This is a genomic window from Citrobacter sp. wls829 (assembly GCF_005280825.1).
GTDB lineage: Bacteria > Pseudomonadota > Gammaproteobacteria > Enterobacterales > Enterobacteriaceae > Citrobacter > Citrobacter gillenii.
Map to the genome: position 1 here is coordinate 80,708 of NZ_SZWP01000072.1, position 19,918 is coordinate 100,625.

Genomic DNA, 19,918 nt, shown 5'->3' on the forward strand with positions numbered 1-19,918 from the left:
CAAAGGAAATGTATGCGCCCCAACAAAATATACGGAAAATATCTGGCAATGCTGTTCATCACCCTGCTGCTACCGACCACGGTTTCGGCTACACAAATCCTGACATACAGTGATCATGAACCGCTGGGTGGGATGCGCACTCGCTTTCTTAACGACGTGCTCTTCCCCGCCATTGAGAAAGAGTCCAACGGACGCCTGAAAATAGAGGCGCACTGGAGCGGCGAGCTCAGTAACAGCTACGATGCGTTACGCAACGTCGGCAACGAACGAAAGGTGGATATGGCGACTGTCGTACCTGAATACACCGCCGACGCGCTGCCCCTGAATCAGATATTTAAAAGCTTTCCCGTCGGACCGGCCAGTGAACAACAGGTGGCCTTCTTCCGCCACGTCTACGCTGACATCCCGGCATTCCCGGCTGAGCTTGAGAAAAATAATGTGGTGAGTATTTTCCTTGCCACTGGCTATCCACTGGCCTTTTTCAGCGCTAAGCCCATAGCGACGCTGAGCGATATCAAAGGCGGCACATGGCGCTCTGCCAGCTTCTGGCACCGTGATTTTCTGCAAAACGCTGGGGCTAAGCCGGTGACCATGCCCTGGGGTCAAGAGACCTATAACGCGCTAAAAACGGGGGCAATCGATGGCATGATGCTGAACGTGGACAGCGGTTACGATCTTAAAGCGTATCAGTTCGCACCCAATGTGCTTCTCGCCAAAAATCTGTGGCTGGGGCATCTCTATATTCTGACGATGAACAAAAAAACCTGGAACGCGCTTTCTCATGAAGATCAGGTCGCCATTCAGCGTGCGGCTGAAACAGCGTATCAATCTCTGGGTTCAGTCATGGACAGGTGTTTTAACACCCAGATAGACGATTTACGCCAGGCTGGGGCCTCGGTACGCGTTCTGCAATCGCAGGAGGTCGCACAGTGGAACACCGCCACCCATTACCGGGCTGCGCAAACCAAGTGGGTCCACGAGCAGGAAGCGAAAGGCGTCAAAAACGCAGGCATGGTGATGAAACAAGTTAGCGCCATTATGGATGAAATCCTGTCACAAAAAGCGCGCGTAAAACGGTAGTTATCCATGAACTAGTGGCAGGGAGTCTCACCCTCTCTCTACCCGCCACTTTTCGCCGAGTAAACCCCACATCACACCGTCGTTTAAAGTTATGTAAATGTAAATCGTTTAAACTTTGCCATTATTGTAAGTGCTAGTGATTATCATTTATTGTACGCGGGCCAAAAGAACGAGCGCCTGCTCGGGTCACTGTACGTTCCAATTACTCTGGGATATAAACGATGAATGCTCTGCCTCGCACCGGACTGCGCCGTATCACGCTTGCATCTGCCCTGGTCCTCTCCGTCAGCCTGCCGGCTTTCGCACAGGATACGTTAACGCTTTATACCACCCGTGAACCAGGCCTGATCCAACCCCTGCTCGATAGCTGGACAAAAACCAGCGGTATAAAAGTGAGCACGGTGTATATCAAGGATGGCATGCTTGAGCGTGTTAAAGCGGAAGGGAAGAACTCCCCTGCCGACCTGCTGATGACCGTCGATGCCGGTAACCTCATCGATTTAGTCGAAGCGGGCGTAACGCAACCGGTAGAGTCCGATGCGCTGAAAGCCGCCATTCCGGCTAACCTGCGCGGTGCAGATAATCAGTGGTTTGCGCTTTCCATGCGTGCACGCGTGCTCTACGCTGAGAAATCGATGCCTATCGATAACTGGCATTATGAGCAGCTCGCAAGCCCGGAGTACAAAGGCAAAGTCTGTATCCGTTCCGGGCAGCATCCGTATAACACCGCATTGATTGCCGCCATGATTGCCCACCACGGTGAGGCCAAAACGGAAGAGTGGCTGCGCGGCGTGAAGGCGAACCTGGCACGTAAAGCGACCGGCGGCGATCGTGACGTTGCCCGCGATATCCTCGGCGGGATTTGTGATATTGGCCTCGCCAACTCCTATTACGTCGGTCATATGAAAAATGCCAAAGAAGGCACCGATGCACGTCAGTGGGGTGATGCCATTAAAGTGGTGAAACCGACCTTTGAGAAAGGCGGCACACACGTCAACATTAGCGGTGCTGCCGTAGCCCGTTACGCACCCAATAAAGCCGACGCCGTTAAGCTGATGGAATATCTGGTTTCCGCACCTGCCCAGCAACAATACGCGAAAGCGAACTTCGAATATCCGGTACTCAAAGGTGTAACGCTCGACCCGGTTATCAGCGCCACTATCGGTGAAATCGACGTCGACAAGATCCCGTTAACCGAAATCGTGAAGTACCGTAAACAAGCTAGTCTGCTGGTAGATAAAGTTGGATTCGATCAATAAACCGCTATTGCTTCCGACGTTACGCGGCCTGGTTTCCGGGCCGCAGTCATTATTAACGCCGTTACATCTTGGTGCCCTGTGTATTGCACTCGGCGTCCTGACTCCTATTGTGGCGCTCATCTGGCAGGCCACACAGGCTGATTTGTCCCACTGGGATAATCTCATCACCTGGGTGTTGCCCTCTGCGTTAAAAAACACTGTACTGTTGTTGGCAGGTGTCGCGGTCATGGTCGGCGTGATTGGCGTTGGCAGCGCGTGGGCAGTCACTGCATGGGATTTTCCTGGGCGCAAAATACTGAGCTGGGCGCTGCTGCTGCCGCTGGCGATGCCGACCTATATCGTGGCCTTTGCCTGGCTCGATTTACTGCATCCCATTGGCCCACTGCAAACCTTCATCCGTTTTTTACTCGGTTTCGACAGCCCGCGACAGTTCCGCTTGCCGGATTTACGCTCCCTTTCCGGCGCGATCCTGCTGCTCGGTTTAGTGCTGTATCCGTATGTTTATTTAACCACTCGCGCCACGTTTATCAGCCAGCCCGCGCATTTGTTGGAGGCGGCACGTACCCTGGGCTGCAGCGCCAGCGGAACCTTCTTCCGCGTGGCCCTGCCAATGGCCCGTCCGGCGCTGGCGGTCGGGATCAGCCTGGCGCTGCTGGAAACGCTCAATGACATCGGCGCGTCGGAATTCCTTGGGGTACAAACCTTAACCGTCACCGTGTACACCACGTGGATCTCGCGCTCTGATTTATCCGCTGCGGCGCAAATCGCCTGCATGATGCTGATGTTTATCTTCTTTATCCTGACGCTGGAGTTTTACGGTCGCAGAAAACAAGGATTCAGCAGTCGCAGTCTGCGAGAAATTCAACCCACGCGCGTGCATGGCTGGCGCGGTTGGCTGCTCGGCGTGGTTATTTCGCTCCCGGTTGTACTGGGTTTCCTGGCCCCGGTATTGTTTTTACTGTGGGAGAGCGCCAAACGGTTAGGCGGTGAGAATCCGCTGTCCGCGTCATTACTTTCTGCATTGCAAAACACGCTATCGCTGGCGGCTGGTACCACGCTGGTGGTGATTTGCGTCAGCATGCTGGTGGCGTGGAGCGCACGTCGCAGCGCCGCAGACAACGCCATGCCTGGCTTTCGTCGCGGTGTGATGCGTCTGGCCTCGTTAGGTTACGCCGTGCCTGGTACGATTCTGGCGATTGGTTTTCTTCCCCCGGCGATGGCGGTTGACCGCTGGCTGGCCGATCTGCTCGACATGCGCGGTTTACCGCTGATGTCTGCCGGTATTTTGCTGATCATTTGCTGTGCGATGCGTTTTCAGGCCATCGCCATCGGCGCGCTGGATTCCGGGCTGGGCCGTATTCCTCCTTCCCTTGAGCAAGCCTCACGTTTACTGGGAGAAAATGGGGCCGGTACGTTTGCTCGTGTGCATTTCCCGCTACTGCGTCCAGCGTTGGTAAGCAGTGCATTGCTGGTGTTTGCCGATGCAATGAAAGAGTTGCCCACTACCCTGCTACTACGCCCGGTAAACTTCGAAACGCTGGCCACGCTGCTGTATGCAGAAGCGGCGCGAGGCACCTATGAAGAAGGGGCAATTGCTGCGCTAATGATTGTGTTAGCCGGCACACTGCCTGTTATTTTGCTGGTCCGTCATCAGATGACGCGCCGTGGTTGAGAGAGCAACAATGTCAGAAATCGCGTTACGACTCCAGGATGTACACGTGGCCTACGGCAACAGCCAGCAACCGGTGCTGACCGGCTTTTCAATGTCGGTGCGCAAAGGCGAAATCGCCTGCCTGCTGGGTGCGTCAGGCTGTGGAAAAACCACGGTTCTGCGCGCGGTCGCCGGATTTGAACGGCTGCAACGCGGAGAGATTTATGTTTCACAACGGCGTGTTGCTGGCCCCGGAGTGCATCTGCCGCCGGAAAAACGGCATGTCGGCATGGTGTTTCAGGAATACGCGTTATTCCCACATCTGACAGCCCAACAAAACGTGGCCTTTGGTTTGCGCCGCCTGCCACGAGAAGCGCAACAAGCCAGAGTCACCGAGCTGTTAAAAATGGTTGAACTACACAGCCACGCCAGCCATTACCCTCATGAGCTTTCTGGCGGGCAGCAGCAGCGTATCGCCCTGGCCCGCGCCCTGGCGCCACATCCGGATATTCTGCTGCTGGATGAACCGTTTTCCAGTCTGGATAAAAGCACCCGCGAGCGTCTGGGTGGCGAGGTACGGGATATTTTGCGCGCCGCCGGACAAACGGCGCTGCTGGTCACCCACAGTGAACATGAAGCGCAGTTGATGGCGGACCATATTGGTTTTGTGAAAATGGGTCAGTTTCAAACGAAGCACGCGGCCTGACAGTAACATACAGGCCGCGCGTAGTAGTGATTAGAATCTCTGCACCTGGCTGATATTCACTGGCATCCCGGAGCGGCGTTCCAGCGTTGCATTAGCACGACTGACGTCCACTCCCTCTCCGCTCACAAAACTGCGTAATGCCGGAGTCACCGGCAGTGGGATCTTTTTATCCGACTCATATTCGCTGCGGTTGCGTGACAACGGTTCATGAACTTCAACCCAGCGGCTACCGTCTGGCTCAGTGCTGTATTTAACAGGCCGGTCGATAAGTTGAACCCGCGTTCCCACCGGCACGGTATCAAACAGGTATTTAATATCGTCATTGCGCAGGCGAATACAGCCCTGGCTGACCCGCAGCCCAATTCCGAAATTAGCATTGGTGCCGTGAATAGCGTACAGCTTGCCAATATAAATGGCGTACAACCCCATCGGATTTTCCGGCCCGGCCGGAACAAACGCCGGTAAGCTTTCGCCACGCGCGGCGTATTCCCGGCGGGTATTTGCTGTTGGCGTCCAGCTCGGTGCTTCCTGCTTGCGCTGTACCGTCGTCACCCAGTTGCGCGGCGTTTCTCTCCCCGCCTGACCGATACCGATGGGTAAGATTTCAACTGTATTGCTGTCTTTGGGGTAATAGTAAAGACGCATTTCAGCGACGTTTATAACAATGCCCTCACGCACGGTATCCGGCAAAATAACCTGCTGTGGCACCACCAACGTAGAGCCCGACTTCGGCAAATAGACGTCCACCCCCGGATTGGCTTCCAGCATATTGCTCAGCCCCTGCCCGTACTGCGCCGCAAATGCTTCCAGCGGTTGCGTATTGGCTGGCGGCACCGTAATAGTCAGCGGACTGCCGACCAGGCGGCTGCCCTCTGGCGGCAACGGATAGCTCACCGCCTGAGCTCCCTGGCCGGCAAGCAGTATGATAAGTGAACACAACAGTTTTACACGACGCATCATTGTCCTTTCCTTCGCCGCAGCAGATATCCGTTAATTATAGCTTTTTTATCGGGTTAACGGGGTTACGACGGCCCCTACCAACAAGAACCCCGCCGTTGAGCGGGGTGCAGCTTGACTACGCTTCCTTACCGTCCGGAAGCACAATATTGCTGGCGGCTAAATGCCCCATATTGTTGTACATGGCGCAGGCGGCCTCAACGATCGGCATCGCCAGCGCGGCACCGCTGCCTTCACCTAAACGCATGCCCATGTTGAGATACGGGTCCAGCTCCAGATGCGCCAGGGCGGTACGGGCACCTTTTTCGGCGGAAAAATGTGAAGGGATCAGGTACGGCTTAATCTCAGGCGCAATCTGACAGGCTGCCAGCGCAGCGGAATAAGAAAGGAACCCGTCCAGCAACACCGGCAGACCGCAGGTGGCAGCCCCCAGCATCACACCCGTCATCCCCACAAGATCAAAACCACCGACTTTGGCCAGCACATCGATACCATCTGTGGGGTCGGGCTGATTAACGGCGATCGCCCTACGCACCACATCCACCTTATTGCCCACCCGCGAGAGTGGCAGGTTAGCGCCAATCCCCACCACCGCCTCAGCATCACTGCCGGTCAGTACGCTAACAATCGCCGCCGCAGGCGTGGTATTGGCCATGCCCAACTCGCCGACGCCAAACAGCGTGACGCCCTCTTTCGCCAGTTCACGGGTATAGCGCATCACTTCCAGCAACAGTTCCTCGGCCTGAGAACGGTGCATTGCCGGGCCTTCAGCAATATTGCCGCAGCCACGCGCAACGCGCATATTCACCACGCCAGGAATAGGTTCAGCGTCAATCCCCACATCAATCACATGAACCTTTGCGCCAACCTGGGTCGCCAGTACGCAAACGCCGGTCGTGCCACGCGTCATATTTGCTGCCTGAATCGCCGTAACCACTTTCGGCGAAACGGCCACACCTTCATCCCAGACGCCGTGATCGGCGCACATCACCAGCATCGCTTTCCCCCCCACGCGCGGCACGCCCTTCAGGCCTGGCATACCGGCGAGTTGCACGGCCAGGGACTCAAGACGTCCCAGGCTGCCCGGTGGTTTAAGTAAGCCATCAATATGCTGCTGTGCGCGTAACATTGCAGCACTGTCGGGAGAAGGGATCGCGTGGAGTAAAGCGGATAAAGTCTGCATAAGGGTTCTCAATGTGTTGACTGGCTCAAAGCAGAGCCAGTAAGAAGATCAACTCGCCAAGTTCGATGGCCGCGCCAAGCGTATCGCCTGTCTGCCCACCTAACGTGCGTTTTAATAATTGCCCAAGAATGAAAATTGCCACCATCGTGACGACCAGCGCCGCCACTCCACGCATGCCGGGAAGCAGTACAGCAGCAAGGATCGCCGCAAGCCCCAACGTAACGCAGGTTTGTCGTCCGGTTACTTTGCCTATAAAGACATTTCCCAGCCCTTCTTCGCGGGCATAACGATGCCGGTACATCAGCAGAACTGCGGTTCCACGCCCTGCCACACAGGCTGCAGTCAGTGCAGCCAGCATTGGCGTTCCGCGTAGAGCCAGTTCGCTCACCACCAGCACTTTAGCCAGCAGAACAAAGATCAGCGCCAGTCCGCCGTGGGTCCCCAGGCGGCTGTCGCGCATTATTTCCAGCATCCGCTCGCGCCGACGAGCAGAAAACACGCCGTCACAGGTATCCGCCAGACCGTCAAGATGAAAACCGCCGGTCAGCAGCGCCAACGTCAGCACGCTAAACAGCGCTGCCAGCGGGATACCGCACCAGGTTTGCAGCGCCATGAAGACCAGTCCCGTCAACCCTCCCAGCACCACGCCAATCAGCGGGAACATGACGATGCCGCGCGAGTATTGTTCGAACTCCAGACCTTGCGACCAGCGTGCAGGAACGGGCAAGCGACTGATAAAAGAGAGCATTGCCCAAAACAACTTACTCATTTAATTTTGACTCCAATTCCAGATACCACCAGCCAGACCTCATCTGACGCTGCCGCCAGACGCTGGTTTACCCGTCCAGCAATATCGCGAAAATGCCGCGCCAGACGATTTTCCGGAACAATCCCCATCCCCACTTCGTTAGTCACCAGCACGACTTTTGCCGGGCAACGCTGACAAGCGTCAATCAGCACACGGAACTCATCCTCAATGGACCGTTCCATCGCGGCGTAGTCCCAGCCATCCGGTGAACTGTCGCCGCCTAACGCAAACAGCTGGTTCGTCACCATCGTGGTAATGCATTCCAGTAAAATCGCCTCGTGCGGATCGTTCTCGGCCGTAATCAGCGCATCAAGATGTTGCCAGCGCTCGGCTGTACGCCAGTGCGCTGGGCGTCCATCACGATGGTGTTGAATTCGCGCCGCCATCTCCTCGTCGAATATCTGCGACGTCGCGATGTACAGCACGTTTGGGGAGTCCGCGATCAGCGCCTCTGCGTGACGGCTCTTGCCGCTACGGGCACCACCGGTAACCAGAATCATCATACTGGCTCCTGGTGTTGCTGCATGATGGTATAAATTTTCTCAATATCGATGTGTTGCCGCATCGCATCCGCCAGCAGATCAAACTGCTGTGATTTATATTGCGCGTAATGGAAGGTTGAATCCAGTGGTGCTAACCCTTTGCGCACCCGCAGGCCATTCACCAGCGCGCGCGTAAATTCATCGCTATCAAACAGGCCGTGGAGATAGGTGCCGAACGCCAGACCGTCGTGAGTCACCGCACCATCAGCGACGTTACCGCCCTCTTTTTGCAGCGTCATCACCGACTGACACTCCCCGGATAACACCGTTTCACCCATATGAATTTCATAGCCTCGAACAGCTAACCCTGAGGCGTCTGCCAGCCAGTCCGGCAATGTGGCCGACATTTGCCCTTCAACCAGGGTCGTGGTTTTGTGCTGCGCAAAATGGGTAACGGTATCGAGCAAGCCAAGGCCCGGCAGCGTTCCCAGGCCCGACTCCACGTCATCGATAATGGTCTCGCCGAGCATTTGATAGCCACCGCAAATCCCCACCACCGGCACATTCTGACGGTGTAGCTGCAACACGCTGTGCGCAAGACCGCTTTCGCGCAGCCAGACTAAATCGCCAAGCGTATTTTTACTGCCCGGCAAAATCACCAGATCGACGCCTGCCAGCTCTTCCGAGTGGCGAACATAGCGCACCCGAACGTCCGGCTGGGCGGCCAGCGCATTAAAATCCGTAAAGTTGGAAATATGCGGCAGTTGCACCACAGCAATCTCGATATCGCGTTTGTCGGTGCGTAAATACTTCCCTTTTTGCAGCGCGACGCCATCTTCATCTTCGAGATCAACATCCAGCCACGGCATCACGCCGAGTACGGGAACGCCGGTCAGCGCTTCAATTTGTTCAATACCGGAATAGAGCAGCGCCACATCGCCACGAAATTTATTGATAATCACGCCTTTTACGCGCGCGCGTTCATGATCATGCAGCAGCGCCAGCGTGCCATAAATCGAGGCAAACACGCCGCCGCGATCGATATCCGCCACCAGCACAACCGGGCACTGCGCCATCTCCGCCATCCCCATATTGACGATATCGCGATCGCGCAGGTTAATTTCAGCCGGACTTCCCGCCCCTTCCAGCACAATAACGTCAAATTCCTGCGCCAGACTGTTATAAACCGAAATGATCTGCTCGCGCAGACGCGGTTTGTACTCGTGGTAACTTACCGCATCCATATCGGTCGCCACTTTGCCCATCAATACCACCTGCGCTTTGCGGTCGCTGGTCGGTTTCAATAGCACCGGATTCATACGTACATCTGGGGTGATCCCTGCCGCTTCAGCCTGGAAAATTTGCGCGCGCCCCATCTCTTTCCCCTCAGGCGTAATACCCGAGTTCAGCGCCATGTTCTGCGATTTGAACGGCGCAGTACGTCGTCCATCCTGATAAAAAATACGACACAGCCCGGCGACTAATACGCTTTTGCCTACATCAGATGCCGTTCCCTGCAACATTATTGCCTGCGTCATGACGCCTCCTTCAGTGCGTTCTCTCGCATACAACGATAAAATTCAGCCTCTGTTTTACACAATGGAAAGCCTAGCTCTGTGTGCAACTTCACCAGCCAGGGCTGAGTTAATCCTGCTTGTTCAATAAGGTCCGTGCGCGCGAATACCTCACCGGGGGTGCCGTGCGTCAGCACTTCTCCCCGGCGCAAAACGTAAACCGCGTCACTCACTTCATAGATAAGATCGATATCATGGCTGGAAATAACCACATGATTTCCCTGCGCCACGATCCGTTTAATAATCTCAATCATTTGCGTACGGCCCGAGGGATCAAGGCCCGCTGTCGGTTCATCCAGCAGCAAATACTGCGCCTGCAGTACCAGCGCGCCAGCGATCGCCACGCGTTTTTTTTGTCCGTGGCTTAGGCATTGAATAGGCTGATGACGGAAATGTTGTGCATCCACCAGCGTCAGGGCATCTTCCACCCGGCGAGCAATTTCTTTTTCATCCACGCCAATATTGCGCAGGCTAAAGGCGATGTCGCTGTCGATATCGGTATAAAAGATTTGCTGATCGGGGTCCTGAAATACGGTCGCCACCTGCTGACGCAGTGCCAGCAGGCCTCGCTTGCTGTAATCCAGCGGTTTTCCTTGCCACATCACCGCCCCCTGCTGTGGACGCAACAAGCCACTCAGGTTCATAAACAGCGTGGATTTTCCGCACCCATTGGCCCCCACCAGTCCAGTGACGGCCTGCGCGGAAAAATCCAGCGTGAGCCCTTTGAGGACCGGGTCATCCTGATAGCGAAACCAAAGCGCTGAGGTGGCAAGCATACTTATCCTTACAGGTGAAAATCACCCTGATACAGTTTGATATCCAGTGTGGTGGTCATTTGCTGATAGCGGATTAACACACGCGTAAACAACAGCCCCACCAGCATTGCCAACGAGCGATAGCTCAGCGGCACGCTACGATAACCAAAACGCAGCGTTTGCGCGCGGTGAATAGCGAGCGCTTCGTCTAAAAGAATAAAAATAAATCGCCAGGTCAGTAGGATCTGCTCAGTCAGCAGGCGCGGAACGCGCGCCCATTTCAGTAAAAGAATTAATTGCGGGAACGGCAGATTAAGTACCAACCAAAAGGTGGATGCCAGCGCCGCCAGGCTTCGCCAGAATGTTGCATTGGCAGTGAGTACACCCGCTTCGGTGACGCCTAACCAGTAGCTACCCACCGGCAGACTAACCAGTAAGCTATGCGGATCGCGACTCACACTGAATAGGATCGTCACTACCCCGACCAGCAAAAAACCAAACGGCAATGCCATCCAGCGACACCAACGCCAGAAAGAGATGCGCAGCAGCCAGCAGCTCAGTGCGGCAATGAGTAACAGCTCGATACCCTGCCCCAACGGAGGCAGGGTAAACGCCAGAATCATCATCACTAACCACAGCAGAAATTTGCGCTGCGGTGTGACATGAAACCAGCGGCTCTGGTAGCTCAGCCTGTCAAGACCGGTCATCACGGCGTTGTCTGCCCTTGGTGTAACCCAGAATGTAGAAAATTACCGCTGCACCGAGCGATCCCTGAAGCGTAAACAGCAGACTTTCAATTTCACCGCTGGCTGGCTCATACAGCGGCTGGAACCACGGCTCATAATGCGGAGCGATGGCCTGAATCTGGCTTTCTGCTTCGCCATCTGATCCTCCGTATTCTCCACCGTGGTTGATGAAAAATGGCAGGACAACCAGCCCAATCACCATTGCTAACAGAATCAGCGTCTTTTTCATGGTTAATGTCCTTGTGCGGTGATGAGCTGCCGTTTGGTGAGCTGGTCATAAATCATCACCGTGAGCAAGCCTTCTGCGATAGCGATTGGGATCTGCGTCAGGCAGAAAATCCCCATGAACTTGATGATGGAGCCCGTAGCACCTACGGACGGGTCCGGGAAAGCAACACCCAGTTGCACCGACGTCACAAAATAGGTCACCAGATCGGCCAGCATGGCGCAGAGGAAGACGCAGACATCACGACGGAACCCCGCACGGCAAGCCATTTTCCACACCATATAGCCGACGACCGGACCAATAACCGCCATCGACATACCATTAGCACCCAGCGTGGTCAAACCGCCATGTGCCAGCAATAATGCCTGGAATAACAAAACGATGGCCCCGAGAATGGCCACCACGCCTGGCCCGAACAGAATCACCGCCAGACCGACCCCGGTCGGATGCGAACAACTCCCGGTAACAGATGGAATTTTCAGCGCTGACAGCACGAAAATAAACGCGCCACACAGGGCCAGTAACACTTTCTGGTGGTTATCTTCCTGCACAATTTGGCGCAGGCGCACCAACCCATACCACAGGCAGGGTAAAAACAGCAGCCACCAGGCCAGCGCCCACATCGGCGGTAAAAAGCCTTCCATAATGTGCATAGCAAACGCCTGCTCAGGCACAATCATCAGTAATAGCGCCGCAGCCAACCCGCTGAAAGACAGCTGTTTTAGCTGGTGTTCTAGCTTCATCTTTCATACTCCCACTGTTTATTGACCAGAATGGTCGAGAAATACGGCAGCGGCTGATCGTCACTCACTTCACTGAGTTGGCGCCAGCACTGCTCACCCGGTAGCGTGGCTTCGGACATCATTAACGCGCAGTCCAGAATGCCTTCTTCTTGCAGCAACGCCTTGATGCGTGCAAACCGACCGTAGACCTTCATCAGCACCAGGCTGTCATGCTGCTTTAACGCCTGCCGGATTTCTGCCTCCGGCGCAGTGCACGAGACGACCGCCAGCGACTGCTGTTCCATGGCGAGCGGCGTTTTTGAACGCGCGGCAATCGCAGCAAATGAGGTCACGCCGGGGACGATTTCTAACCAATCAGGATTACCAATACGCTGGAGTAAAAAGACCCAGGTACTGAACAGCATGGCATCGCCGAGGGTAATGAAACCGACCTGCTTGCCGGCCTCCACTTCCGCAACCAGTGCAGCGGCGACCTCATCCCAGACGGCTTCTTTTTCGGTACTGTCGGCGCTCATCGGGAAATGGCAGCAGCGAATTTCAGTCTGCTCACCGACATATTCCCGAACGATAGACAGCGCCAGGCTGTCGCCACCTTTACGTCCGGCGGGCGCATAGAGAATATCCAGCGAACCGAGCGTGCGCGCCGCGCGCACGGTTATCAGATCGGAGGCACCTGGCCCGGTGCTCAATGCATACAATTTGCCACTCATGCTGCTTCCTCCAGCGCCACGCTCAGCGCCTGCTGTAAATGTGCCACAAACATGGCGCGTACCGCCGGGTTCTCACCCAGACCACTCAGCCACGGCGTGGCCGGAATGCCTGCCGCGTTAAATAATGTTTTCCACGAGTCGTCTTCGTCGGAGGCCATATCGTTGATAGCGTGGTCACCCGCAACCAGCATTAATGGCATAAGATGCACCGCCGTTATCCCTTCGCGACCTAAGCTGTCGATAAGAATATCCACTTCCGGGTAGCTCTCTACCGCACCAACTCGCGCCGGGAAACCCTGCGCGGTCATCATGTGATCGAGGCAGGCATAAGCGGCAAAGGCGTGATGGCTAGCCCCGTGCCCCATAAACACCACTTTTTCGCGCTCACCAAGCGACGGCATCTGCTGCTGCAGCGCCAGCATCAGTTGCGCGTAATCATCATGGCTACTCAGCAGGGGAACCCCCAGCGTCAGGCGGGCAAACAGCGGGCGCATACTTTGTACTTCACGAACTATTTTTTCGTACTCGTCACCGTTAATGATGTGCAGCGACTGAATAGCCACATCCTGATACCCCTGCTCCGCCAGCTTTTGCAGGGCCTGCAACGGCGTGTCGATGTCAATGCCGTCGCGCTGTTTGAGCTTGCGGATGATCATCCCGGAGGTAAATGCCCGAAACAGGTCACGGTCAGGGCAACTGGCCGCAAGATCGCGTTCACAGGCCACAATATTTTTCTCACAGGTGTCGTGATAGCTGGTGCCAAAGCTGACCACCAGAAGCGCCTTTTTCATCTCTAACTCCTTAAGCCACAGCCAGCCAGCGCGCTAAACGCGCCGCAAATGCGGCCTGACTATCCAGTAATTCTTCTCCCGTCACCAACGGTGCCGGACGTGTAATCACGATGCAGGGGATCCCGGCATCCAGACAGGGTTGTACTTTTTCCTGATAACCACCTTCCGCGCCCGATGCTTTGGTGATGACCACGTCAGCCAGACACTGACGGTAAAAAGCGGCATTAAACTCAGCACTAAACGGCCCGCACAGGGCGAATATTTCGCCAACGCCAAATCCTAAATCGGCGCATTGCTGGATAACGTCAGGCACCGGCAGTACGCGGGCCAGCAGTGTTTTTTCCGGCAGCCCCGCGCGCCAGATAGCCAGATCTTTGCTGCCGGTGGTTAGCAGCACACGTTCGCCAAAGCGACGCGCCACGTCGCAGGCTTGCTGAATACTCTGCACGGTGTACAGATGCGGATGCGTTAAGCCACTCAACTGCTCAGGGCGCTGATAGCGGCTCAGCAGCACGCCCGCTGCTTCACAGGCGCTCATGATGTTACGACTCACCACTTCGGCATACGGATGTGAGGCATCAATCACCCAGCGCGTACGGTTTTCCTGCAGCCAGGCAACCATGTGTTCCCGCTCCAGACGTCCGCAGCGCACCTGACCTTTAATATCGCCCGCCAGCTGTTTCCCCGTTGGGGTGGCTACCGACAGGGTATAAGCCACGTTCGCCGCATCCAGTTGCTGGCACAGCATGCGCGCGTCGCTGGTACCGCCCATGACCAGCACATCACCGTAATTCACAGTACATAACCGCGTGGGGTGATCATCAGGCCATCCTGAACGTAGGTCGTTTTGTTGCCGACAATCACCAGGCTGGTCATATCCACCGGTTCAAAGTCCATTTCGCCGAGCGTGGTCAGCCATTTTTCCTGTTTTTTACGTCCGGCTGACTTCACGATACCCACCGGCGTTTGTGCACTTTTGCTGGCAGAAAGCAGCTCAAAAGCACGTGCCAGATGCCCTTCGCGGCCACGGCTGCGCGGGTTATAGAAACAAATAACGAAGTCAGCTTCGCCCGCAGCCACAATGCGTTTTTCAATCACCGGCCACGGTGTTAACAGGTCGCTTAAACTGATATGGCAGAAGTCGTGCATCAGCGGAGCACCGAGCAAAGAGGCCGCGGCAATACTGGCAGTCATCCCCGGGATCAGCTTGACCTCAACATCCAGCTTCTGCTTGCTGACCAGCTCAAGCACCAGCCCGGCCATGCCGTAAATTCCGGCATCGCCGCTGCTGATTAGCGCCACATTATGACCGGCCTGCGCTAGCTCAATCGCAGCCTGGCAGCGTTCTATCTCTTTGCACATCCCGGTTTTGATCACCTGCTTATCGCCGGTGAAGGCTTTTACCAGGTGAGTGTAGGTTTTGTAACCCACGATAATTTCTGCCGCTTTCAGTGCTTCAACGGCTTCCATGGTCATCATTGCCTGCGAGCCAGGACCAATTCCAATTACGGTTAACATCAGTGTGAAACTCCCAAAGTAATAGTGACACCCTGTTCACGCAGGGTCTCGCCTAACAGTTGTCCATGGCTCAGCAGCCAGGCTGCAGGACCGGAGACGCTCCCCGTCCCGACCGTTTTACGCACAAACGATGAGGCAGGAAAACGGTGTTCATGCTCACGCAGCGCGTCAGCAGTAAAGGTTTCGAAAGGTACGCGACAGCAGGAAGCCAGTTGGATAAGCCCCTGTTCATCTTTTTTCAGCGTGATGCTGCCGATGGCTTTTAGTGCCAACGGATCGAGCCGTTGGGCTTCAAGTTGGCGGGAAAGCAGTTCAGCTAACAGCGGGAACGGCGTATCGCGACGACAGCCAATCCCGGCGACAACCCGCTGTGGCACCAACTTCCAGTGCGGAAGGGGCAACTCGGGGAGATCGGTCCGCAAGGTGATGCAAATCAGCGCATCGAGTTCAGGGAGTTGGTTCAGGTCAGTCACCGTGATGAAACCACGACGATCGCAATGACTGACGTCCTGCGCCAGTTCGTCGTCCCACCACAGGCCAACCCGCTTGTTGCTGACCAGCATCTGATTAACGATTTTTACCACCGAACGGAAGTCGGTCATTCGCGCATTCAGTTGAAACGCCAGCGTATCAAGGGCCGCCATGTCATTCACATCCGTCGCCGTGGTGATCACCGGATCCGCACCCAGCATGCCCGCCAGGTAGCGCGCCAACGTGTTAGCACCCCCCGCATGGCCCGACAGCAGGCTGATGACATGCTGCGCACGCTCATCGATCACGACCACCGCCGGGTCACAAAACTTGTCGTTAACCAGCGGGGCCAGCACGCGTACCGCAATACCGGTCGCGCCGATAAAAATCAGCGCCGAATAGTTCGCAAACGCATCGCGGGCCGCATTGGCAAACCCGTTTTCGAAGGGAAGAAATCCCTCCTCCAGCAATTTTTCACTGGTGAAACAGGTCACCGGTAGCATTGCCGCCAGACGCTTCGCCAGCAAAACACCGCCGGGCGTCAGGCAGAACAACGCGATAGACTCAGGCTTTACGGTATTCATGGCTAAAGTCCGCCGCATAGAGTTTGGAGTAGTGATACTCCGTGCCCAGGAAGTTGCCGACCAGAATAAGCGCCGTTTTGCGGATCCCCGCATCGCGCACTTTGTCGCCAATATCCTCAAGGGTGCCACGTACGGTCTGGCTTTCAGGCCAGGTGGCTTTATAGATGACCGCCACTGGCGTTGTCGCCGGATAACCGCCCTCAATCAGACGCTCAGCCACCCGATGGATACGCTGGACGGAAAGATAAATCGCCATTGACGTCTGGTGACTGGCAAACGCCTCCAGTTGTTCGCGCTCCGGTACCGGCGTACGACCTTCAAGACGGGTAATGATCAGACTCTGCGACACTTCAGGTACCGTGTACTCGACGCCGAGTTCTGCCGCTGCCCCGAGGAACGCGCTGACGCCAGGTACCACCTGCCATTCAATCCCGCGTTTGGTCAGCTCTTCACCCTGCTCGCGGACCGAGCCGTACAGCGAGACGTCGCCGGTTTGCAGACGCACAACCGTTTTACCCGCTTTTACACCGGCTTCCATCAGGTCGAGGATCTGTTCCAGATGCAGTTCGGCGCTGTCGTGACACTCAGCGTCAGGTGGGCAATATTCCAGCAGTTCGGTATTAATCAGCGATCCGGCATAGATAACCACCTGCGCTTGCTGCAGCAACCGGTAACCTTTGAGGGTAATCAGCTCGCGATCGCCAGGACCAGCGCCAACAAACCACACACTACGGGGATCAAATATCTCAGACATGGTTTCCTTCCTTCTGACAGGCGATAACAAAAACGGGATTATTCGGTTTGAAATAGTGGCCACTGCCAAGCGTGGTCAGTGATGACACCTGCACTTGCAGGCAGTCCACACCCTGCACGCCAAGGTGTTCCAGATGCGCCAGCGCGGTATTCAGGTTTTCCTGAAGAATGAAGGTCATTACCAGCCGTCCGGCGGGATGCAGTTGGCGCATCGACCAGTCGATCAGGTCGGTCAAGTGACCGCCACTGCCGCCCATAAAGATGGCATCAGCTTTTTCCGCGATGGTCATCGGCGCGATACCGGGATAAATATCGACGTTGGCGCAGGCAAAGTGCTGGCGATTCTCGTCCAGCAGCCTGAGTGCCGCCGGGTTACGCTCAATCGCCGTCACGCGTAGCGATGGATATTGCAACGCTGCTTCTATCGACACGCTGCCGGTTCCTGCGCCAATATCAATCAGGTGCGTGGCGCGGTGTAATTCAAGTTTTGAGAGGGCAAGTGCACGGACCGCTTCTTTGGTCATCGGCACCTTCTCTCCACGCAGAAAAAGCTCATCTTTCATCGAGGATCACCACTGCATTCATGTCATAGTCGGCATTAATTTCACTGAGCGGCAGGCAGTGGATGCGTTCATTTTCCATTGCCAGGTTTTCGCCAATCACCATCCAGCGATGCCCCTTACCACGGGCAATAAGCTGATGTGCAATTTCGCGCGGACCGCACAGGGCATCCGTGACCATCGCCACCTTGTTATGTCGTGCCAGTTCATCGAAACAGACGCTACGGCCGTGGCTACTGGTCAGCCACATGTCGTTCATATCAATACCGGACTGCGCGCACAGATATTGCACCGCACTGATGCCAGGAATAATGCGCACATGTTCAATGCCAAAATGCGCCACCATCCGGGTACCAATGCCGTAGAACAACGGATCGCCAGAGGCCAGTACCACTACATGCTTCCCCTGATGCTCGCCAATCCAGGTTAATAACTCCGGGATATTGGCGCCAAGGGCAAACCGCTCGCCGGTAAAATCCGGGAACTGCTGCAAATGCCGTTGACCACCGACCAGCACATCCGCCGTAGCGACAGACTCGCGTGCTGCGGGCGTCATCAAATGCAACCCCGCGGGTCCCATCCCTACAACGGTAAGCATGTCATCTCCTGCGCAATCTCTGTGACCGGGCGGTTGCTGCCGAGGATCTGGTTATCAAAAGAGAACATGATGGCGTCGCAGGTCGGCGGATTTTTGGTAAAACGCAAAGTCTGCAGGACACGCATGCAGATACGTTTAGCCAGATGATCGTAAATATGCTGAAAACCGTAGGCATCGATGTGCTCCATCGCGGCTTCGGTGGTATCGCAGTCGCTGACCAACGTCAGTAATTCCAGCGGCGCACCGAGCAGCGCCAGGTGGGCGACCAGAGTTTCCATACGCGCGTCGGCAATATGGCTGTGGGTATGGAAAATACCCGCTGCAATTTTGATGAGCTTGCCCGGATGTCCGACGAGAACGATTTGTTTGAACCCAAGGCGGACGGCCTCTTCAATCATGTAGCCGACAAAGTTGCTCATGGTGACCACCACCTGCGTGTCAATCCCCATCTGTTCTCGGACAAAACGTTCGCCATGGTTACCCGGCACCAGCACCACGTGTTCAAGTCCCGCCGCACGTTTGATTTCCAACTCCAGCGACAGTGAACGCTTCCAGCTCTCTTCCGACATGGGCGTAACAATGCCGGTGGTGCCGATAATGGAAATGCCACCCAGAATACCCAGACGCGAGTTGTAGGTTTTCTGCGCCCGCTCTTCACCTTCCGGGGCAAAAATTTCAATCTGTGCCCCACGATTTGGGCCGATCGCCTCGCGAACTGCTGACTCAATAGTCTGACGCGGCGTGCGATTGATTGCCGAACTGCCTACCGGTAGGCCAATTCCTTTGCGGGTGACCGTGCCGACACCTTCGCCGCCCTGCAGCGCTATTTCGCCGCTGTCGTCTAGCGTCACACGAGCAAAAATCAGCATCCCGTGGGTGGCGTCCACATCATCGCCGCCGTCTTTACGAATAGCGGCAATCGCCTGCTGCCCTTCAATGTGCGGCGACTCAACGTTCAGGCATAGCGTGACCCCGGACGGGGTGACTATGGATACTTGATGGATCAAATGCTGACGCAATACCATCAACGCAGCGACTTTGGCTGCTGCCGTCGCACACGATCCGGTGGTGTACCCTTTGCGCAGCGCTTTACCGTTGTGCCATACCGGTGCGTCAAAGGGTTGGTCGCTCATCGCGCCCCCTGCATGTGGTAGAGCATCGCGTTGACGATAGCGGCTGCGACGTTGCTTCCGCCTTTGCGGCCCAGGGCAGCTATGGCAGGCAGATGACTTTTCGTCAGCGCATCTTTTGACTCCTCCGCGCCGACAAACCCTACCGGCACACCGACCACGCCGCTCACGGCAACATCATGTTCCATCAGGCGGAACAGCGCCGTCGGCGCATTGCCAAAGACAAACAGCTTTTCGCCCTCTTCCTGAACCGCAATGTCGACGGCGGCCATCGAACGAGTGATACCCTGTTCTTTTGCGGCGCGCACCACTCGCGGGTCGCTGATGTAACAGCGGCATTCTCCGCCGAATTTTGCCAGCAACGTTTTGTTGATCCCGGAAAGGGCCATCGTAGTATCGGTATAAATCACGCTTGATCGGTTTAACGCGGCGCAAAACTGCGCCAGTACATCATCGGAAAACCACAAAATGTCCAGCCAGTCGAAGTCAGCGGTGGTGTGGATCACCCGCTTGATGATGGCCTCATGTAATGGGCTGGCAAACTGATAGTCCGGGCGGGTTTCACGAATAATGTCGCCAATGATGTCGAAACTTTTGGCTTCAATCGCCTGGGGTTGCTGAATGTATTGCATT

The 19,918-nt window shown here is 55.8% G+C and carries 23 protein-coding genes; 4 read left to right on the plus strand and 19 right to left on the minus strand.

The window, feature by feature from the left end; all coding sequences use genetic code 11:
- The first annotated feature begins 12 nt into the window (after positions 1–12).
- The 4 genes from dctP to FDW88_RS16170 all read left to right on the plus strand — a co-directional run bounded on the left by dctP (position 13) and on the right by FDW88_RS16170 (position 4,696).
- The gene (gene dctP, locus FDW88_RS16155; RefSeq protein ID WP_249354897.1) at positions 13–1,080 is read left to right on the plus strand and encodes a TRAP transporter substrate-binding protein DctP; all 1,068 of its coding nucleotides are present in this window, start codon (positions 13–15) and stop codon (positions 1,078–1,080) included.
- A gap of 221 nt (positions 1,081–1,301) precedes the next feature.
- A complete protein-coding gene (locus FDW88_RS16160; protein ID WP_115258172.1) occupies positions 1,302–2,339 on the plus strand; it encodes an extracellular solute-binding protein in 1,038 nt (345 codons plus the stop codon).
- Positions 2,323–4,011 carry an iron ABC transporter permease gene (locus FDW88_RS16165; protein ID WP_115258171.1) on the plus strand — a complete coding sequence of 563 codons (1,689 nt, stop codon included), beginning with the start codon at positions 2,323–2,325 and terminating at the stop codon, positions 4,009–4,011. The genes FDW88_RS16160 and FDW88_RS16165 overlap by 17 nt, the downstream gene beginning before the upstream one ends.
- A gap of 10 nt (positions 4,012–4,021) precedes the next feature.
- Positions 4,022–4,696: an ABC transporter ATP-binding protein gene (locus tag FDW88_RS16170; protein WP_115258170.1), complete on the plus strand. Its 675-nt coding sequence runs from the start codon at positions 4,022–4,024 to the stop codon at positions 4,694–4,696.
- 30 nt (positions 4,697–4,726) lie between these two features.
- On the opposite strand, the gene ldtA is transcribed toward FDW88_RS16170, so the two are convergent.
- The 19 genes from ldtA to FDW88_RS16265 form a co-directional block, all read right to left on the minus strand.
- Positions 4,727–5,653 carry a L,D-transpeptidase gene (gene ldtA, locus FDW88_RS16175; RefSeq protein WP_117343330.1) on the minus strand — a complete coding sequence of 309 codons (927 nt, stop codon included), beginning with the start codon at positions 5,651–5,653 and terminating at the stop codon, positions 4,727–4,729.
- A 118-nt stretch (positions 5,654–5,771) separates the two neighbouring features.
- Positions 5,772–6,836 carry a nicotinate-nucleotide--dimethylbenzimidazole phosphoribosyltransferase gene (gene cobT / locus FDW88_RS16180; RefSeq protein WP_137362940.1) on the minus strand — a complete coding sequence of 355 codons (1,065 nt, stop codon included), beginning with the start codon at positions 6,834–6,836 and terminating at the stop codon, positions 5,772–5,774.
- A 25-nt stretch (positions 6,837–6,861) separates the two neighbouring features.
- Positions 6,862–7,605, minus strand: a complete 744-nt coding sequence (gene cobS / locus FDW88_RS16185) for an adenosylcobinamide-GDP ribazoletransferase (protein ID WP_135911858.1) — start codon at positions 7,603–7,605, stop codon at positions 6,862–6,864.
- Complete coding sequence (cobU, locus tag FDW88_RS16190) at positions 7,602–8,147, minus strand: bifunctional adenosylcobinamide kinase/adenosylcobinamide-phosphate guanylyltransferase (RefSeq protein ID WP_137362941.1); 546 nt, start codon at positions 8,145–8,147, stop codon at positions 7,602–7,604. Before cobU ends, cobS begins: the two co-directional genes overlap by 4 nt.
- A complete protein-coding gene (locus FDW88_RS16195) occupies positions 8,144–9,664 on the minus strand; it encodes a cobyric acid synthase (RefSeq protein WP_137362942.1) in 1,521 nt (506 codons plus the stop codon). The genes cobU and FDW88_RS16195 overlap by 4 nt, the downstream gene beginning before the upstream one ends.
- On the minus strand, positions 9,661–10,476 hold the full coding sequence (locus FDW88_RS16200) for an energy-coupling factor ABC transporter ATP-binding protein (RefSeq protein ID WP_096756669.1): 816 nt from the start codon (positions 10,474–10,476) through the stop codon (positions 9,661–9,663). Before FDW88_RS16200 ends, FDW88_RS16195 begins: the two co-directional genes overlap by 4 nt.
- Before the next feature lie 8 nt (positions 10,477–10,484).
- Complete coding sequence (locus FDW88_RS16205) at positions 10,485–11,162, minus strand: energy-coupling factor ABC transporter transmembrane protein (protein ID WP_096756668.1); 678 nt, start codon at positions 11,160–11,162, stop codon at positions 10,485–10,487.
- Positions 11,149–11,430: an energy-coupling factor ABC transporter substrate-binding protein gene (locus FDW88_RS16210; protein ID WP_096756667.1), complete on the minus strand. Its 282-nt coding sequence runs from the start codon at positions 11,428–11,430 to the stop codon at positions 11,149–11,151. Before FDW88_RS16210 ends, FDW88_RS16205 begins: the two co-directional genes overlap by 14 nt.
- Positions 11,431–11,432: 2 nt before the next feature.
- A complete protein-coding gene (gene cbiM / locus FDW88_RS16215) occupies positions 11,433–12,170 on the minus strand; it encodes a cobalt ECF transporter S component CbiM (RefSeq protein ID WP_096756666.1) in 738 nt (245 codons plus the stop codon).
- The gene (locus tag FDW88_RS16220; RefSeq protein ID WP_137362943.1) at positions 12,167–12,880 is read right to left on the minus strand and encodes a cobalt-factor II C(20)-methyltransferase; all 714 of its coding nucleotides are present in this window, start codon (positions 12,878–12,880) and stop codon (positions 12,167–12,169) included. Before FDW88_RS16220 ends, cbiM begins: the two co-directional genes overlap by 4 nt.
- Entirely contained in the window at positions 12,877–13,671 is a 795-nt protein-coding gene (locus tag FDW88_RS16225; RefSeq protein WP_115258164.1) for a sirohydrochlorin cobaltochelatase, read from the minus strand. Before FDW88_RS16225 ends, FDW88_RS16220 begins: the two co-directional genes overlap by 4 nt.
- Before the next feature lie 10 nt (positions 13,672–13,681).
- Positions 13,682–14,467 (minus strand): cobalt-precorrin-6A reductase, encoded by a 786-nt coding sequence (locus FDW88_RS16230; protein WP_115258163.1) that lies wholly within the window; start codon positions 14,465–14,467, stop codon positions 13,682–13,684.
- A complete protein-coding gene (locus FDW88_RS16235; protein ID WP_096756662.1) occupies positions 14,464–15,189 on the minus strand; it encodes a precorrin-3B C(17)-methyltransferase in 726 nt (241 codons plus the stop codon). Before FDW88_RS16235 ends, FDW88_RS16230 begins: the two co-directional genes overlap by 4 nt.
- Complete coding sequence (cbiG, locus tag FDW88_RS16240; protein ID WP_115258162.1) at positions 15,189–16,244, minus strand: cobalt-precorrin 5A hydrolase; 1,056 nt, start codon at positions 16,242–16,244, stop codon at positions 15,189–15,191. Before cbiG ends, FDW88_RS16235 begins: the two co-directional genes overlap by 1 nt.
- On the minus strand, positions 16,225–16,998 hold the full coding sequence (locus FDW88_RS16245; protein WP_096756660.1) for a cobalt-precorrin-4 methyltransferase: 774 nt from the start codon (positions 16,996–16,998) through the stop codon (positions 16,225–16,227). Before FDW88_RS16245 ends, cbiG begins: the two co-directional genes overlap by 20 nt.
- Entirely contained in the window at positions 16,991–17,560 is a 570-nt protein-coding gene (locus FDW88_RS16250; protein WP_137362944.1) for a decarboxylating cobalt-precorrin-6B (C(15))-methyltransferase, read from the minus strand. Before FDW88_RS16250 ends, FDW88_RS16245 begins: the two co-directional genes overlap by 8 nt.
- On the minus strand, positions 17,550–18,155 hold the full coding sequence (locus tag FDW88_RS16255; RefSeq protein WP_137362945.1) for a cobalt-precorrin-7 (C(5))-methyltransferase: 606 nt from the start codon (positions 18,153–18,155) through the stop codon (positions 17,550–17,552). The genes FDW88_RS16250 and FDW88_RS16255 overlap by 11 nt, the downstream gene beginning before the upstream one ends.
- Positions 18,140–19,288: a cobalt-precorrin-5B (C(1))-methyltransferase CbiD gene (gene cbiD, locus FDW88_RS16260; RefSeq protein ID WP_115258159.1), complete on the minus strand. Its 1,149-nt coding sequence runs from the start codon at positions 19,286–19,288 to the stop codon at positions 18,140–18,142. The genes FDW88_RS16255 and cbiD overlap by 16 nt, the downstream gene beginning before the upstream one ends.
- On the minus strand, positions 19,285–19,917 hold the full coding sequence (locus FDW88_RS16265) for a cobalt-precorrin-8 methylmutase (protein ID WP_096756656.1): 633 nt from the start codon (positions 19,915–19,917) through the stop codon (positions 19,285–19,287). Before FDW88_RS16265 ends, cbiD begins: the two co-directional genes overlap by 4 nt.
- Position 19,918: the final 1 nt, after the last annotated feature.